This window comes from Pseudomonas sp. NBRC 111139 (assembly GCF_001753955.1).
Taxonomy (GTDB): Bacteria; Pseudomonadota; Gammaproteobacteria; order Pseudomonadales; family Pseudomonadaceae; genus Aquipseudomonas; species Aquipseudomonas alloputida.
Map to the genome: position 1 here is coordinate 40,029 of NZ_BCBP01000023.1, position 16,448 is coordinate 56,476.

At 61.0% G+C, this 16,448-nt stretch carries 13 protein-coding genes; 6 read left to right on the forward strand and 7 right to left on the reverse strand.

Annotation, left to right across the window (positions count from 1 at the left end):
* Positions 1 to 18 precede the first annotated feature (18 nt).
* Entirely contained in the window at positions 19 to 1,401 is a 1,383-nt protein-coding gene (locus tag BJQ17_RS07600; protein WP_003251396.1) for an amino acid permease, read from the reverse strand.
* A gap of 257 nt (positions 1,402 to 1,658) precedes the next feature.
* Between BJQ17_RS07600 and gcvA the strand changes: the two genes are divergently transcribed.
* Together gcvA and BJQ17_RS07610 are read left to right on the forward strand one after the other, a co-directional pair.
* Entirely contained in the window at positions 1,659 to 2,555 is an 897-nt protein-coding gene (gene gcvA, locus BJQ17_RS07605) for a transcriptional regulator GcvA (protein ID WP_003251398.1), read from the forward strand.
* Positions 2,556 to 2,735: 180 nt separating this feature from the next.
* A complete protein-coding gene (locus BJQ17_RS07610; RefSeq protein WP_070095835.1) occupies positions 2,736 to 3,986 on the forward strand; it encodes an aspartate aminotransferase family protein in 1,251 nt (416 codons plus the stop codon).
* Positions 3,987 to 3,989: 3 nt separating this feature from the next.
* Here the strand turns inward: BJQ17_RS07610 and BJQ17_RS07615 are convergent, their stop codons facing one another.
* On the reverse strand, positions 3,990 to 4,292 hold the full coding sequence (locus tag BJQ17_RS07615) for a hypothetical protein (protein ID WP_003251402.1): 303 nt from the start codon (positions 4,290 to 4,292) through the stop codon (positions 3,990 to 3,992).
* Between the two features lie 211 nt (positions 4,293 to 4,503).
* Between BJQ17_RS07615 and BJQ17_RS07620 the strand changes: the two genes are divergently transcribed.
* Both BJQ17_RS07620 and fusA read left to right on the forward strand, forming a co-directional pair.
* Positions 4,504 to 4,929 carry a hypothetical protein gene (locus BJQ17_RS07620; RefSeq protein WP_014755923.1) on the forward strand — a complete coding sequence of 142 codons (426 nt, stop codon included), beginning with the start codon at positions 4,504 to 4,506 and terminating at the stop codon, positions 4,927 to 4,929.
* 73 nt (positions 4,930 to 5,002) lie between these two features.
* Complete coding sequence (fusA, locus tag BJQ17_RS07625; RefSeq protein ID WP_004576937.1) at positions 5,003 to 7,114, forward strand: elongation factor G; 2,112 nt, start codon at positions 5,003 to 5,005, stop codon at positions 7,112 to 7,114.
* A 112-nt stretch (positions 7,115 to 7,226) separates the two neighbouring features.
* Here fusA and BJQ17_RS07630 read toward each other — a convergent pair whose 3' ends face one another.
* The 3 genes from BJQ17_RS07630 to BJQ17_RS07640 all read right to left on the reverse strand — a co-directional run bounded on the left by BJQ17_RS07630 (position 7,227) and on the right by BJQ17_RS07640 (position 11,691).
* The gene (locus BJQ17_RS07630) at positions 7,227 to 8,669 is read right to left on the reverse strand and encodes a SulP family inorganic anion transporter (RefSeq protein ID WP_020191995.1); all 1,443 of its coding nucleotides are present in this window, start codon (positions 8,667 to 8,669) and stop codon (positions 7,227 to 7,229) included.
* 83 nt (positions 8,670 to 8,752) lie between these two features.
* Positions 8,753 to 10,462 (reverse strand): S8/S53 family peptidase, encoded by a 1,710-nt coding sequence (locus BJQ17_RS07635; protein ID WP_070095836.1) that lies wholly within the window; start codon positions 10,460 to 10,462, stop codon positions 8,753 to 8,755.
* Positions 10,463 to 10,515: 53 nt separating this feature from the next.
* Positions 10,516 to 11,691, reverse strand: coding sequence for a hypothetical protein (locus BJQ17_RS07640; RefSeq protein ID WP_070095837.1), 1,176 nt, complete (start codon positions 11,689 to 11,691; stop codon positions 10,516 to 10,518).
* Between the two features lie 125 nt (positions 11,692 to 11,816).
* On the opposite strand from BJQ17_RS07640, the gene BJQ17_RS07645 reads away from it, so the two are divergent.
* Both BJQ17_RS07645 and aceA read left to right on the forward strand, forming a co-directional pair.
* Positions 11,817 to 12,581: a secretin N-terminal domain-containing protein gene (locus BJQ17_RS07645; RefSeq protein WP_175442714.1), complete on the forward strand. Its 765-nt coding sequence runs from the start codon at positions 11,817 to 11,819 to the stop codon at positions 12,579 to 12,581.
* Between the two features lie 490 nt (positions 12,582 to 13,071).
* Positions 13,072 to 14,397: an isocitrate lyase gene (gene aceA, locus BJQ17_RS07650; protein ID WP_003251416.1), complete on the forward strand. Its 1,326-nt coding sequence runs from the start codon at positions 13,072 to 13,074 to the stop codon at positions 14,395 to 14,397.
* Between the two features lie 123 nt (positions 14,398 to 14,520).
* Here aceA and BJQ17_RS29790 read toward each other — a convergent pair whose 3' ends face one another.
* Both BJQ17_RS29790 and BJQ17_RS07655 read right to left on the reverse strand, forming a co-directional pair.
* Positions 14,521 to 15,261 carry an SDR family NAD(P)-dependent oxidoreductase gene (locus BJQ17_RS29790; protein WP_080756731.1) on the reverse strand — a complete coding sequence of 247 codons (741 nt, stop codon included), beginning with the start codon at positions 15,259 to 15,261 and terminating at the stop codon, positions 14,521 to 14,523.
* Positions 15,262 to 15,279: 18 nt separating this feature from the next.
* Complete coding sequence (locus BJQ17_RS07655; RefSeq protein WP_070095861.1) at positions 15,280 to 16,431, reverse strand: MFS transporter; 1,152 nt, start codon at positions 16,429 to 16,431, stop codon at positions 15,280 to 15,282.
* Positions 16,432 to 16,448 lie beyond the last annotated feature (17 nt).

The window sequence follows — 16,448 nt, forward strand, 5'->3', positions numbered from 1 at the left end:
CCCATTAAAGCAGAAACATCAGACCGTCTGGGCAACCATCTTCGTACGCCGCTGGGTCAGTGAAACCAGCAGGATGAACGCGGTCACCCCGGCAGTCATCAGCGTCTCATAGCGGTAGGCGTCGCTGAACAGCATGTAGCCCAGCACCATGACGATGGTGCCGATCACCAGCCAGGTCAGCCATGGGAACAGCCACATCTTCAGTTCCAGCGGGCGCCCTTCACGCTCGGCACGGGCACGCATGCGCAGCTGCGACACGGCAATGACCAGGTACACCAGCAAAGCGATGGCGCCAGTGGTCGACAGCAGGAAGCCAAACACCTTGCCCGGGAACACATAGTTGACGAGGCAGCCAGCGAAACCCGCCAGGGTCGAGAAGATCACTGCCACGGTCGGCACGCCGGAACCGGAGATGCGCTTGGTCACGCTCAGCGCCTGGCCACGCGCGCCAAGCGAATAGAGCATGCGCGACGCCGTGTACAGCCCCGAGTTCATGCAACTTGTCACCGCCACCAGCACCACCAGGTCAACCAGCAACTTGGCGCCCGGCACGTTCAGCACTTCCAGTACACGCTGGAACGACCCTACTGCTTTCAGCCCGGGGTCGTTCCAGGCCACCAGCGACACCACCAGGAAGATCGACGCCAGGTAGAAAATGGCGATGCGGTACACCACAAGGTTGGTGGCGCGGCGAATCTTGTCTTTCGGGTTGGCGGTTTCGTCCGCCGCGATGGTGACAATTTCGGCACCGAAGAACGAGAAGATGGTGATCAGCACGCCCCCAAGCACCGTCCCGAACCCATTGGGCATGAAACCACCGCTGTCCCACAGTCGGCTGACCCCGGAGACCTCGGCCAGCGGCCAGAAACCGAACACCGCCAAGGTGCACACCCCGATGAAGCCAATGATCGCGACCACCTTGACCAACGCGAACCAGTACTCGAAAGCACCGAAGTTCTTCACGCTGACCAGGTTGGTGCCCGACAGCACCAACATGATCAGGAAGGCGAACAGCCAGGACGGCACGCCAGGGAAGTAGGCATGCAGGATGTCAGCACCGGCAATGGCTTCCACCGGAATGATCAACACCCAGAACCACCAGTACAGCCAGCCAATGGTAAAGCCCGCCCAAGGCCCGATGGCCTCCGAGGCGTAGGTGGAAAAAGAGCCGCTGTTGGGGTTTGCGATGGCCATTTCACCCAGCATGCGCATCACCAGCAAGACCAGCAGGCCAGTCATGGCGTAGGAGATGAGGATGGCCGGGCCGGCGGTGGCAATGGCGTTGGAGGACCCGATGAACAGCCCGGCGCCGATGATGCCGGCAATGGAGATCATGGAAACCTGACGGGAAGTCAGGCCGTGCTGCAGTGAGCGCTGTTTCTTGTTGTCTTGCGAAGCCATGAAGAACCCTCGAATGGGTCGGCCGCAGCAAAGCGGCTGAAGGTCTGAGCAGAATTCTTATAAATTTCTGATGTGTGTTGTTGTTGTTTTTTGCAGATGACCGAAGCGGGTATTGACCTCCTCTTCGCATGACCGGTTGTAATCGTTGATCCAGGTCAGTATTAATCTATAGGCCGGGGTCAACAAACGACCTTTTCGAACCACATAATTCCTTTATGGAATGAACTCCTTCCTTTTTTGCTCGGTATTCGCCCGTCATGTCCAAACGCCTGATGCCTTCGACCACCGCCCTTCAGTGCTTCGAAGCGGCCGCTCGCCACCTCAGCTTCACCCGCGCGGCCCAGGAACTGCACCTGACCCAGAGCGCCGTCAGCAAGCAGGTCGCGCAGCTTGAAGACATGCTCTCGCACTCGCTGTTCCAGCGCATTCGCCGGCGCCTGCACCTGACCCCGGCCGGCGCGCTGTACCTCACCGAAGTGAACAAGATCCTCACCCAGATCGACATATCCAGCCGCTATATCCTCAGCTACGGCGACGAAACCGAAGTGCTGCGCATCGCCACCCAGCCGACCTTCGGCGCCCGCTGGCTGGTGCCCCGGCTCAAGGGTTTTGGTGACCGCTACCCACGCATTCACCTGGATGTGCGCAACGAGCTGGAGCCATTCGACCTGGTACAGGCCAAGGCTGACGTCGCCTTTTTCTTCGGCCAGGGCACCTGGCCCGGGGCGACCTGCATCGAGTTGTTCAGCGAAGAAGTGGTGCCGGTGTGCAGCCCGCAGCTGCTGGCCAGCCACCGTTTCGACAGCGCCCAGGCATTGACTGAGCACCGCCTGTTGCAATGCGTGTCACGGCCGGAGGCCTGGCATGAGTGGTTCCTGGGGCTTGGCTTGCATAGCCAGAACAGCTACCACGGGCCGCGCTTCGACACGTTCTACCTGTGTATCCGCGCGGCCATCTCCGGCTGCGGCATAGCCCTGATTCCCCGCTATCTGGTGGCCGAAGAGCTGAGCGAAGGCAAGCTGGTGGTGGCCTGGGACCACCCTGTGGCAAGCAACGGGAGGCACTTCATTGCGCATGCCGAGCATGCGGCCGAAGTGCCCAAGATCAGGGCCTTCGTGCAGTGGATCCGGGAGCGGGTGGCTGAAGGCGATTGATTTGACCTGCCGTGGCCTCTGGTAGGAGCGGGCTTGCCCGCGAAGAGGCCGGCACAGCCAACCCAAAAAACCGGCCAGATCACGAATCCATGGAATGATCGCAATCGAATAATTCGTTTGCGGAATAACCCGCCGACACGCTTGGATAATAAGAAACTCGAACAAGGTCCGCGTGCCCCCATGAACCAGGAAAGTATCAGCCAATCCATTGCCATCGTTCACCCGATCACACTTTCCCATGGCCGTAACGCCGAAGTCTGGGACACTGACGGCAAACGTTACATCGACTTCGTCGGCGGTATCGGCGTGCTCAACCTGGGCCACTGCAACCCCGATGTAGTCGAGGCCATCCAGGCTCAGGCCACCCGCCTGACCCACTACGCCTTCAACGCGGCCCCTCACGGCCCGTACCTGGCCCTGATGGAGCAACTGAGCCAGTTTGTGCCAGTCAGCTACCCACTGGCCGGCATGCTCACCAACAGCGGCGCGGAAGCGGCGGAAAACGCCCTGAAAGTGGCCCGCGGCGCCACCGGCAAACGCGCCATCATCGCGTTCGACGGCGGCTTCCATGGCCGCACCCTGGCCACCCTGAACCTCAATGGCAAGGTCGCCCCCTACAAGCAGCGGGTCGGCGAACTGCCCGGGCCGGTGTATCACCTGCCCTACCCTGGCGCGGATACCGGAGTTACCTGCGAGCAAGCGCTCAAGGCCATGGATCGCCTGTTCAGCGTCGAGCTGGCCGTGGAGGACGTCGCGGCGTTCATCTTCGAGCCGGTGCAGGGTGAAGGCGGCTTCCTTGCCCTGGACCCGGCCTTCGCCCAGGCCCTGCGCCGCTTCTGCGACGAGCGTGGCATCCTGATCATCATCGACGAGATCCAGTCGGGCTTCGGCCGCACCGGCCAGCGCTTCGCGTTTCCGCGCCTGGGTATCGAGCCCGACCTGCTGCTGCTGGCCAAGAGCATCGCTGGCGGTATGCCGCTGGGTGCAGTGGTCGGGCGCAAGGAATTGATGGCGGCGCTGCCCAAGGGCGGCCTGGGTGGCACCTATTCGGGCAACCCGATTGCCTGTGCGGCGGCCTTGGCCAGCCTGGCGCAGATGACCGACGAAAACGTTGCAACCTGGGGTGAACGGCAGGAACAGGCCATCGTCAGCCGTTATGAGCGCTGGAAGGCTTCGGGCCTGAGCCCGTACATCGGCCGCCTGACCGGCGTGGGCGCCATGCGAGGGATCGAGTTCGCCAATGCCGATGGCAGCCCGGCACCGGCACAACTGGCCAAGGTGATGGAAGCGGCCCGCGCCAAGGGCCTGCTGCTGATGCCCAGCGGCAAGGCGCGGCACATCATTCGCCTGCTGGCGCCGTTGACCATCGAGGCCGAGGTGCTCGAGGAAGGGCTGGATATCCTCGAGCAGTGCCTGGCAGAACTGAACTGAGGCTTACAGGCCGAGTTCTTCCGGGGTAAGCATGTCGGACTCGAAGGCGATCCAGCCGCCTTCCAGTTCGGCATGGCCGTTGACGATCGGGCCGTAATAGGTCAGGCCGTTCTCCAGGGTCACGCAAATGTGCGTGGCCGGTTTCTCAGGGGCCGCGAGCGTACCGACGAAATGCACCTTCTTCAGGGTTTCGGTCACCGCTTCCAGGCCCACGCGCATCCTGGGGTTTTCCGAAGCCTCGGTATCTCCGCCACGGTCTTCAGCGCTGATGGTCACGGTGGCGATGTACGGGTACTTGATGCTCAAACGGGGTTACCTCGGTGGGTGTATAGGCGTACGGGCGCGTAGAGTACGGCAGGCCGTCTCTGTTGTCTCTACTGGCCTCTTCGCGGGCACGCCCGCTCCCACGGGGATCGCATGTTGCTCAGGGTATGCAGGACACCTGCAACAGGTGATCTGAATGCCCCGATCTGTTAGGGTGCCCGCCGATGCACGCCACACCACACGAGGATCCCGAGTGAGCGCCGAAGAACCCCTGATCGCCGACCTGTTCGAAGTCGACAAACGCCTGTCCCTCAAGCCCGTCGTGGACTTCAACAGCTACCTGCGCAATGCCTTCGGCGAGGGCCCATGCCGCTGCCACCGCTGCGTAGAAGGCGCCGACCAAAGCACCTACAGCCACGCGCACAACTTCACCTTCGAAGGCCGCCAGTGGCACCGCCGGTTCGCCACCACCGCCGGCAGCGACGTCGCCCAGGTGTTGAAAAAAGCCTGGCTGTCGTACACCAAGGCTGATCTCAACCTGGTCGGCGCGCTGGACCTGACCACCCTCAAGACCTTCACCGAGGCCGCCCTGCACACGCGCCTGCTGGCCTTGCTGCCGGCCAGCGGCCTGGCCCGTGAAGTAGATGGCCAGTGGATGCTGCAAGCCCAGGCCGACTGACGGCCCGGTGGCAGGGCAGGATTCCACCGGTCTGCTAACTTGGTGGAATCCGTCCACCCACAGGTAGTCCGCCATGGCCCGCACAACGCCCATCGAGCTGTACCGCAATATCGGCATCGTCGCCCACGTGGATGCCGGCAAGACCACGACCACCGAGCGGATCCTGTTCTACACCGGGGTCAACCACAAGATGGGCGAAGTGCACGATGGCGCGGCGACCATGGACTGGATGGCCCAGGAGCAGGAACGCGGCATCACCATCACCTCGGCGGCGACCACAGCGTTCTGGCAAGGCTCGACCAAGCAGTTCGCCCACAAGTACCGTTTCAACATCATCGACACCCCAGGCCACGTCGATTTCACCATCGAGGTGGAGCGCTCATTGCGCGTGCTCGATGGCGCGGTCGTGGTATTCAGCGGCGCGGACGGCGTCGAGCCGCAGTCCGAGACAGTCTGGCGCCAGGCCAACAAGTACCACGTGCCACGCTTGGCCTACATCAACAAGATGGACCGCCAGGGGGCCGACTTCCTGCGCGTGGTCAAGCAGATCGATCAGCGCCTGGGGCACCACCCGGTACCCATCCAGCTGGCCATCGGCAGCGAAGAAAACTTCATGGGCCAGATCGACCTGGTGAAGATGAAGGCCATCTACTGGAACGATGCCGACCAGGGCACCAGCTACCGCGAAGAAGAAATCCCCGCCGATCTGCAGGCGCTTGCCGACGAATGGCGCGCGCACATGATTGAAGCAGCCGCCGAGGCCAATGACGAACTGCTCAACAAGTTCCTCGAAGGCGAAGAGCTGAGCGTCGACGAAATCAAGGCCGGATTGCGCAAACGCACCATCGCTAACGAAATCGTGCCGACCATCCTCGGCTCCTCTTTCAAGAACAAGGGCGTGCCGCTGATGCTCGATGCGGTAATCGATTACCTGCCCGCCCCCTCGGAAATTCCTGCCATCCGCGGCACCGACCCGGACGATGAAGAAAAGCACCTGGAACGGCACGCCGACGACAAAGAGCCGTTCTCGGCACTGGCTTTCAAGATCGCCACCGACCCGTTCGTCGGCACCCTCACCTTCGCCCGCGTTTATTCCGGCGTGCTCAGTTCAGGCAATGCGGTACTCAACTCGGTCAAAGGCAAGAAGGAACGCATCGGCCGCATGGTGCAGATGCACGCCAACCAGCGCGCAGAAATCAAGGACGTGTGTGCCGGCGATATCGCCGCGCTGATCGGCATGAAGGACGTGACCACCGGTGACACACTGTGCGACATGGACAAACCGATCATCCTCGAACGCATGGACTTCCCCGACCCGGTGATTTCCGTCGCAGTAGAGCCGAAAACCAAGGCCGACCAGGAAAAAATGGGTATCGCGCTGGGCAAGCTGGCCCAGGAAGACCCCTCATTCCGCGTGCGTACCGATGAAGAGACTGGCCAGACCATCATCTCGGGCATGGGCGAGCTGCACCTGGATATCATCGTCGACCGCATGCGCCGCGAGTTCAACGTCGAGGCCAACATCGGCAAGCCGCAGGTGGCCTACCGGGAAAAAATCCGCAATACCTGCGAGATCGAGGGGCGTTTCGTGCGCCAGTCCGGTGGCCGTGGCCAATACGGCCATTGCTGGATCCGTTTCGCCCCCGGTGATGAAGGCAAAGAAGGCCTGGAGTTCATCAACGAGATCGTCGGCGGCGTGGTACCCCGCGAGTACATCCCGGCAATCCAGAAGGGTATCGAAGAGCAAATGAAGAACGGCGTGCTTGCCGGCTACCCCCTGATCAACCTCAAGGCCGCCGTGTTCGATGGCTCGTACCACGATGTCGACTCCAACGAGATGGCCTACAAGATCGCCGCGTCAATGGCCACCAAGCAGTTGTCGCAGAAAGGCGGCGCAGTGTTGCTGGAGCCGGTGATGAAGGTAGAGGTGGTGACGCCCGAGGAATATCAGGGCGACATCCTCGGCGACTTGAGCCGACGTCGCGGCATGATCCAGGACGGTGATGAAACACCGGCAGGCAAGGTGATACGTGCCGAAGTGCCGCTGGGTGAAATGTTCGGCTACGCCACCTCGATGCGCTCGATGACCCAGGGCCGGGCCAGCTTCTCGATGGAGTTCACCCGCTATGCCGAGGCCCCGGCGAGCATTGCCGATGGCATCGTCAAGAAGAGCCGCGGAGAGTAAGTGGTTCTCCTGTGCCGGCCTCTTCGCGGGTAAACCCGCGCCTACAGGGGTATGCGATCCCCCGTAGGCGCGGGTTTACCCGCGAAGAAACCGACACAGACAGCAACCGTTTTCAGTGCTGCTCGCCCGCCCGCTTCAACAGCTTCTTGCACCGCTCGGACAAATGCACCACGCGCAAATGCTTGCCCGCCTTGGCATAGCGCTCGCGCAGGGTTTTCAGCGCCGCAACCGCCGAATAGTCGACAAAGCTCAAATGCTGGCAATCCAGCGTGACCTGGGCCGGGTCCCCGGCCGTGTCGAACTGGTTGAGGAACGAGGTGGTCGAGGCAAAGAACAGCGTGCCATGCAGTTGATAACGCTTGCCGCCCTCCGCGTCCTCATGGGTGTCGGCATACAGCTCCCGCGCATGCTGCCAGGCAAAGTTGAGCGCCGCGATGATGATACCGAACAGCACTGCCATGGCCAGGTCGGTGAGCACCGTGACCACAGTCACCGCAACGATCGCCAGCACATCATTCACCGGCACCTTGTGCAACACCCGCAACGACGCCCAGGCAAAGGTCTGCTGGGCCACCACGAACATCACCCCAACCAGCGCCGCCAGGGGAATGCGCTCGATCAGCGGCGACAGGAACAGCACAAACAGCAGAATCATCACCCCGGCCACTACCCCCGACAACCGGCCCCGGCCATTGGAGCTGAGGTTGATCACCGTCTGCCCGATCATCGCGCAGCCGCCCATGCCGCCGCACAGGCCCGACACCATGTTCGCAGCGCCCAATGCCACACACTCGCGGTCCGGGAAGCCACGGCTCTCGGTGATCTCATCGGTCAGGTTGAGGGTGAGCAGGGTTTCCAGCAGGCCGACCATGGCCATCAGCACCGCGTAGGGGGCGATGATCTTCAGGGTTTCCAGATTCCAGGGCACATCCGGCAGTGCCAGCCCCGGCAGGCCACCGGCGATATGCGCCATGTCGCCCAGGGTGCGGGTAGGCAGCCCGAGCACGTACACCAGCAGGCCAACACCGAGGATCGCCACCAGGGCCGGCGGCACCGCACGGGTCAGTTTCGGCAGCACATAAACCACCGCCATGGTCAGCGCGACCAGGCCGATCATCAGGTACAGCGGCGTGCCACTGAGCCAGTGTTCGCCGTCCTTGAAATGCTCCAGCTGAGCCATGGCGATGACGATGGCCAGGCCGTTCACGAAGCCAAGCATGACCGGGTATGGCACCAGGCGCACCAGTTTGCCCAGACGCAGCAGGCCGAACAGGATCATCACCACACCGCCCAGCAGCACCGTGGCCAGCAGGTACTGCACGCCGTGCTGCACCACCAAGGCGACGATCACCACCGCCATCGAGCCGGCAGCGCCTGAGATCATCCCCGGCCGCCCGCCGAACAGCGCCGTCAGGGTACAAATGATGAACGCGCCATACAGGCCCATCAGCGGGTTGAGATGGGCCACCAGAGCAAAGGCGATGCACTCGGGGACCAAGGCAAACGAGGTAGTGAGGCCGGCGAGCAGGTCGGCGCGTAGTCGGGCGGGCTTCATGGGCTTCCTGTGGTGCAGTCCTGACGGACGATAGAAAAACGAGGGGCGCGATGTTACGGAATTTGTCTGACAGCGGCCACCGCTCAACGCACCCGTTCCAGGCTCTGCACGGCCAGGTCCAGCGCACGCTGCATGTCCAGGCGCGCCGAACGGCCCAGGTCCGGGTCGTTCAGGCGGCCACCACGCTCTGAGGGCAGGATCGGCGCCGTCAGGTCTTCGGCATCCATCGCTTCAAAATCCTGTTCGGCGCCCAGGGTCAAGGCACTGCGCCGCAACAGCATGCGCACCTGTTCCGGGGTAAGTGCCGGGTTGATCGACAGCATCGTCGCCACAGTGGCAGTCACCAAGGGTGTTGCGTACGACGTGCCGCAATGCGCAGTCTCGGCAGACACTGGGCGTATGCAGGCAGCAGCACTGACGTCCACGCGCATGTCGATATTGGAACTGTGACGCTTGCGCACGTGATCGTGGGCTTCAACTGCCGTAGCCTTGTCACTGCGCTGATGCCCGCCCACCACCAGCAATTGCTCGGTGATAAACGACGAAGGCAGGCGATATTCATCGGTCCCCGACCAGGACGCACCATTGCCCGCCGAATTCACCACCACCACATCAGGGTGCTCCTTGCGCAGCCAGAGGAAGAACTCCTCAAGTAACTCCTCGTAGCCACTCATTGCCAGCCCGGAGCGCACCAGCGAATCGACCTCATCACCCTTCACATTGCGTGCCCCGACCCGGTGAATGCCCCAGCTCCAGTTCAGCACCCGCACGCCATCTTCGACCAGGTTCACCGAGGCAGCGATGTTGGCGGTGATACCGGCATCCGAGTTGCGCTCTACCACCACCTCGAAGCCAGGGCTGTGCTTGCCCAGCCCTGGCAAAAAGCCCTCACCCTGCGCAGCGAGAATGCCTGCGACATGGCTGCCGTGGCCTGCCGGGCGATCACCGTCGCGCGCGTAGAGGCATGTCTGGCCTTGTTCGCAGCCCCCTCGATAATGGCTGAACCCTGGGGCGTCAAAGTCCACTTCGCGCTCGATTACCCCGACCCGCACGGGCTTCACCGGCAAGCGAGATGCGGCAATCCGGCGCCGGTAGAAATACAGCGCGTCCATGAAGCGGTTGGCGGCCCATTCGTCCGCCTGGTCGATGGCCCGGGTGCTGCGCCCATTGCCCTCCTCCCCGCGCTCGGGGCCGGACTCTTCGACAATCACGGCATCCACGCTGACTTCACTGCCCATGCGCAGGACCATCGCATCGCGCTGCACCAGGTCATCTACCGGCAAGCGCAACTGGTAGACATTCAGCGGCGGTATGGCACCGACAACCTGGGCGCCGTATTTGCCGGCGATGCGCCGGGCCTCGTCGAGGCCGTCGTATTTTTCTTCGATCAACAGGCTGACCAGATCGACATAGGTGATCAGGCCATCCATGTTCTTCGCCACTTCATCGGGCCCTGCGGCGATCACATGACTGCGTTGGCGGCTCAGCCATACCGGGTTGCTGGTGCGGCCGCCATCGGCCAGCCAGAGCGGGGCACTGCGCTGGGCTTGTCTCGCCAGTTTCAGCATTAGCCGGTCACCTTGGCGCTCGATATCGGCTTCTGACAGCCGCGTACCGCCGAGCCATACCGTTGGCAGATTTGCCCGGAGCCCTTCGGCACGCAGGCACCATCGCTGCTGGCTATCGCTGAACAAGTCGCCGCAACGCTGCAGCTGCTTGATGCGCAACGTGTCCGCTGCAGCCTGTGCACCAAGACTGCAAAGCCATAACAGCAAGATCAGGACACCCTTCATGCAATCACCCCACGCGCTCCCTGTGAGTGCGACTTACGGGGCACCTCAAAGGTTCACCTGTGGCCGGCGACTGCCTGGTCACGGGCGAGCCATTCGGCCATGGCAGTATCCTCCAACGCGTACTCGCCACGATTGGCCTTCCATACCAGCTCCTTGTCGCGCAGGGCATCGAGGGCCTTCTGTACGTTTGCCGTGTTGACGTTGGCTACCGCCTGGGCCTGCTCCAGCTTGCGGCTGACCTCAACCAGGGTTTGCTCGGTAAACGGGGAAAACGGCTGCCGACCCAGCGTGCGCTCAGCCATGATCTCTAGCACGGCCTGCTGCAACGGCGTAAGTTCGTTCCAAGCGCTTTCGTAGTCGCTCCACACCCCGGCTTGATGGTTCAGCGCCCCATTGCGCAGCAGTTCACCCAGGTTGCCCGCCTCCCCCAGGCCGACACTGACTTCGGCCAACAGTTTGTTGAGCATTTCCGGGCGCCGGCCGACCAATTCGAACGCGTATGCCAGGTCCTCTACCTTGAACTGGTTACTGTCGGCCAGGCGACGGTTCCACAAGGCGGTGATGAATTCGACATATTCACGCCCCAGCAACGGAAAAGGCGTGATGCTGGCACCAAAGAATGGCTGCTTGCTCTTGAGTACCAGGTTGGCCAGCTTGTCGCGACTAGAGCCCGTGAACACCAGGCGCAAGCCGTCCGGACGGTCGCCACGGTTAAGGTGGTCACGCGCGGCTTTCAGCGCGAACATCGCATTGAGGCCATCTTCGCTGTTAAGGGCGTGCTGAGCCTCGTCGATGATCAGTACTACCAACTGCCCTGACACTTGATGCAACACGGCAAGCGCCTGGGCCAGGGTAGTACCCGCAGGCAGTTGCGGGCGGGTGAAATCCCAGCTCAGGGTGCGCAGCAGGTTGATCTTGTCGACACCGGCCTTTTTCGCCGTCCTGGCCAGCGCACCTTCGAATCTGGCCAGCGCAGTACCGATGGCGCCGCTGATGAGCTGCGCAGGGGCGGCGTCGCGATCCGACCACAGGTCGACGTAAACCGGTAGCCAGCCGCGCTGTACGCATTCCGGTATGAAGTCGTTGTTGAGGAAGGTGCTCTTGCCCGTACGCCGGGGCGCGGCCAGGAACATGCCCGAGCTGTAATCGACCAACGACTCGCCGGCCAGGTCTTGGGCCAGTGCGGTGGCCAACTGATGACGGCGTAGGAGCGGGCGAACGGGAGACATGCAATTAACCTCAATTATCTTGCCTACTATAATTTATAGCCTACAAGATAAACTAGGATAATACGACCGTCCGCAACAGGGCCGGCGTGATCCAGATCCGGCAAAAAGTCAGCAAATTTGCCATCATGTTGATTCCACCTGCGGAGATCATGGACATGCCGCTACGCCCCCTTTTCACCTCCCTGTTGCTGGTCGCCAGCCTCACCGCCCATGCCGCCACCGAGGTGGTGCCACTTCAGCATCGCAGCAGCGCCGAACTGCTGCCCGCTCTGCATGCCTTCATCGGCAAGGACGGCACGGTCAGCGCCTTCGAGAACAAACTGATCGTCAACGCCAGCCCCGAGCGCATCGACGACCTGCGCGCCCTGCTGCAACAGCTGGACACCGCGCCCAAGCGCCTGCTGATCAGCGTCGACAACAACGACAGCAACTTCCAGGACAACCGCGGCAACGCACGCGTCATTCACTACGGCACCAGCAACCGCGACGGCGGCATGCAGCAGGTACAAGCCAGCGAAGGGCAACCGGCACTGATCCAGGTGGGCCAGAGCATCCCCATTACCAGCACCAGCACAGACGGCTATGGGCGCATTCAAAGCAACACCGAATACCGCAACGTGACCCAAGGCTTCTACGTAACCCCGAGCCTGAGCGGCGAAACGGTTCGTCTGCAAATAAGCAGCAATAATGACCGCATCAGCCACGAACGTGCAGATGTAGTGAAAGTACAAAGTACCGACACGACTGTCACGGGCAAGCTCGGCGAGTGGATCACCCTGGCGGGGTTCAACCAGCAGAGCCAAGCCGATCGCAGCGCATCAAGCCATACGTACAGCACCCAACGGGGTGAAAACATGACATTGCGGGTCAAAGTCGACCTTGTCGACTGATACCAGGCAATTCAAGGCTTCGACCAAAGGCCTTGAAACTGACTGCCAAGTCGCATTAGACCAAAGATGTAGTAAGTACAAAAAAGCACTACAAAACATTTGACAGGGTCTTTTTCCCAAGGGCATGATGGCCTCGCTCCCGCTAATCAGGGGCCCTGGCAAGGGCCTTCGAGGCGTACTCCTCCCACCCCTGGAGGCGCCTCGTGTCTATACAGCCCACAAGGCGGTTCGACGGGATTGCGACTGCAACGAAGAAGTTGTCCCGAGGGACGGAAGCGCATCACCGCAGTACTGGCAATCGCGTCGCACCGCAGCAAGGCAACCACGAGCCGACCTGCCGGAGCACACCTTCGCCTGGTCTGCCCACCCTTCCCCTTCGAGCCTTCGCGTTCGCCGCCGCATTCCTGCGAACAGGACAGCCGCCAGGCACCTGATCTGCTCCGAGCATCAGCACAATTAACCCAAGATCGATGCGACGAGGTTTATTTCCATGGCACTGACACGCGAACAGCAAATTGCAGCCCTCGAGAAAGACTGGGCCGAAAACCCGCGCTGGAAAGGCGTGACCCGTACCTACACCGCCGCTGATGTCGTTCGCCTGCGTGGCTCCGTGCAACCTGAGCACACCTTTGCGCGTCAGGGCGCAGAAAAACTGTGGAAGCTGGTCACCGAAGGTGCCCACCCGTCCTTCCGCCCCGAAAAAGATTTCGTCAACTGCATGGGCGCCCTGACGGGCGGCCAGGCTGTACAACAGGTCAAGGCCGGCATCCAGGCCATCTACCTGTCCGGCTGGCAGGTTGCCGCCGACAACAACTCGGCCGAGTCGATGTACCCTGACCAGTCGCTGTACCCGGTCGACTCGGTACCGACCGTGGTCAAACGCATCAACAACGCGTTCCGCCGCGCCGACCAGATCCAGTGGAAAGCCGGCAAGAACCCGGGCGACGACGGCTACATCGACTACTTCGCGCCCATCGTGGCCGACGCCGAAGCCGGTTTCGGTGGCGTACTGAACGCCTACGAGCTGATGAAGAACATGATCGAAGCAGGCGCCGCCGGCGTGCACTTCGAAGACCAGCTGGCCTCGGTTAAAAAATGCGGCCACATGGGCGGCAAGGTGCTGGTACCGACCCAGGAAGCCGTACAGAAGCTGGTAGCCGCGCGCCTGGCCGCTGACGTGTCGGGCGTACCGACCATCATCCTGGCGCGTACCGACGCCAACGCCGCCGACCTGCTGACCAGCGACTGCGACCCGTACGACCAGCCGTTCGTGGTTGGCGAGCGCACCCGCGAAGGCTTCTACAAGGTCCGTGCCGGCCTCGATCAGGCCATTGCCCGCGGCCTGGCCTACGCCCCGTACGCCGACCTGATCTGGTGTGAAACCGCCAAGCCGGACCTGGACGAAGCCCGCCGCTTCGCCGAGGCAATCAAGAAGGAGTACCCGGACCAGATCCTGTCGTACAACTGCTCGCCTTCCTTCAACTGGAAGAAAAACCTGGACGACGCCACCATCGCCAAGTTCCAGCGCGAATTGTCGGCCATGGGTTACAAGCATCAGTTCATCACCCTGGCTGGCATCCACAACATGTGGCACGGCATGTTCAACCTGGCGCACGACTACGCCCGCAACGACATGACCGCCTACGTGAAGCTGCAGGAGCAGGAATTCGCTGACGCCAGCAAGGGCTACACCTTCGTGGCGCACCAGCAGGAAGTGGGCACTGGCTACTTCGACGACATGACCACCGTGATCCAGGGTGGCGCTTCGTCGGTGACTGCACTGACCGGCTCGACCGAGGAAGAGCAGTTCCACTGATAGTGGGCTGCGGTTGAACCAAGGCCCGGGGCTTGTGAAAGCTCCGGGCTTCTTTAATGCAACGCTACTCTGATGAAGTAAGGCCTTGAGTTACAGACGCCCCACCAAAACTCCGAGTAAACCCTAAGCGCGGAATCCACCATCGATTGGTACCGCCACACCAGTTACGTAAGAAGCTGCTTCCGAGCTAAGCCAGTACACAAGCTCAGCAACTTCATGGGCTTCACAGACCCGCCCCATAGGCTGCGAGGCGCACACCGCATCAAACTTGCTCCCCAATACATGCCTTGCCAATGGCGTTGACACAAATCCCGGACAAACGGCATTGACCCGTACGCCATAAGGGGCATATTCCTTTGCAACGGCCTTGGTAATTCCAACTAGTGCGTGCTTGCTGGCGGTGTATACAGAACCACCCGTGACACTGGCATTCAGACCCGCTAGCGAGGCGACATTGACAATGGTGCCACGCCCCGCCTCACGCATTGCAGGCAACACCGCCTTCATGCATCGCCATGGCGCACTTACATTCGTGGACATGACATCTTCAAAATCAGCCTCGGGATATTCCTCGGTCATCGTGAACGATTGACCATCAATACCAATGCTGTTGACGAGACAATTTATGGGTGGATGATCGAGAGTCAGTCGCCTGAAGAGGTCGGTCAACTCGGTAGGGCTACGCAAATCAACCGAGTACGGATACGCACACCCTGCCTCCCTGTTGATACTCTCACACACACGGACGTTCCTAACATGATCTCGTCCGCACACAATGACTGTGTATTGCTCTCTGGCAAATTTCCAGGCACACGCCTCTCCGATACCGGAATTGCCACCAGTAATAACAACTACCTTACTCATGCGCTCAAATCCCTTCTGCTAATGATCAAGCCTTGCACGTCGCAGAAATAGACAGGTCATGCCAAAAATCACACCAACGCAACCAAAAGCCGCCCAAGTAACACTGAAGCCAAGGCTATCCAGCATCGGCACAGCCAAGGTCACACATAGCACTCGTGCCGCAGCCTGAATCACAGGTATCAACGAAAACAAAAAACCTTGTCGCGACACCGGCGCTCCCTGGGCAATCAAGGTCGCCATGTAGGTGATACCGATGATCTCGCCCAAGGTCCAGACCACCACTAACAGCAGTATTGCGGGCCAAGTATCGACCAAGGCATAAGCACCGAAACCAATGCCGTAGCAGATCGCCGCTAGCGCCATGTTGACCATGGCAGACCAACGGCGGCTCAAGGCGATCAGCGGTCGAGTCAGAACGATGACCAGTAACCCATTAACAATACCTGCCACTCCAAACAGATGCGCCGCGTCCCCCGCCCCCAATGCTCCTAGCCAGAGAGGGAACTGGTATTCACGCTGGCCATCGAGCAAGGACAATACGAAAAATATCATACCCGCCAAGATCACCGCCGAAGGTATCGGCACATCCTTAGCCTTAAGCTGCGTATCTTTAGTATCAAGATGACTTCCAGTTATCGGCAGAGCTAAGGTAGCGCTCGTCACCAGGCAAACCAGGCTTATCGCCGCGGTAAACCACAAGAGATACTGGCTTTGCCAACTCAGCAGAACACCCCCTACGACGAACAGCAGGACACCACCCGCATTACTGGCTAGATGTAGATATGCAAAAGCCCCCACCTGATCGCCAGACGGTGCAGCCTGGGCCGTCATCACGCTGAAAAGCGGCGTGATGGCGCCCGCACTGAACATAAAAAGCAAAATCATCGCAATTGCGATGGGTAAGATCGGCAGAAGGCTGCCCAACAGCGCGAGCAGCGCCGTCGACGAGCAGCCCAACAAGAGAATTCGACTACCCACTCGTCCTGGCAGTTGCCCGCCAAGCAGGTTTCCGGCCAGATAGCTGATAATCATCAGCGATACCGTAGTCGCCAGTTCAGCATCCACCAAAGCGAAGTGCCGACTCATGAATAACGCCGCAAATGACCCGACCCCGTTGGCCAGGACAAATAGCAATTTGAGCAATGCCACCTTATGCATCAGCGGGCTCATTCGCTTAATGCTGTGGC

What these genes read in the sequence shown, in the direction of transcription:
- BJQ17_RS07600 (WP_003251396.1), bottom strand. Translation starts at nt 1,401, where the DNA reads ATGGCTTCGCAAGACAACAAGAAACAGCGCTCACTGCAGCACGGCCTG.
- gcvA (WP_003251398.1), top strand. Translation starts at nt 1,659, where the DNA reads ATGTCCAAACGCCTGATGCCTTCGACCACCGCCCTTCAGTGCTTCGAA.
- BJQ17_RS07610 (WP_070095835.1), top strand. Translation starts at nt 2,736, where the DNA reads ATGAACCAGGAAAGTATCAGCCAATCCATTGCCATCGTTCACCCGATC.
- fusA (WP_004576937.1), top strand. Translation starts at nt 5,003, where the DNA reads ATGGCCCGCACAACGCCCATCGAGCTGTACCGCAATATCGGCATCGTC.
- BJQ17_RS07630 (WP_020191995.1), bottom strand. Translation starts at nt 8,669, where the DNA reads ATGAAGCCCGCCCGACTACGCGCCGACCTGCTCGCCGGCCTCACTACC.
- BJQ17_RS07635 (WP_070095836.1), bottom strand. Translation starts at nt 10,462, where the DNA reads ATGAAGGGTGTCCTGATCTTGCTGTTATGGCTTTGCAGTCTTGGTGCA.
- BJQ17_RS07640 (WP_070095837.1), bottom strand. Translation starts at nt 11,691, where the DNA reads ATGTCTCCCGTTCGCCCGCTCCTACGCCGTCATCAGTTGGCCACCGCA.
- BJQ17_RS07645 (WP_175442714.1), top strand. Translation starts at nt 11,817, where the DNA reads ATGTTGATTCCACCTGCGGAGATCATGGACATGCCGCTACGCCCCCTT.
- aceA (WP_003251416.1), top strand. Translation starts at nt 13,072, where the DNA reads ATGGCACTGACACGCGAACAGCAAATTGCAGCCCTCGAGAAAGACTGG.
- BJQ17_RS29790 (WP_080756731.1), bottom strand. Translation starts at nt 15,261, where the DNA reads ATGAGTAAGGTAGTTGTTATTACTGGTGGCAATTCCGGTATCGGAGAG.
- BJQ17_RS07655 (WP_070095861.1), bottom strand. Translation starts at nt 16,431, where the DNA reads ATGAGCCCGCTGATGCATAAGGTGGCATTGCTCAAATTGCTATTTGTC.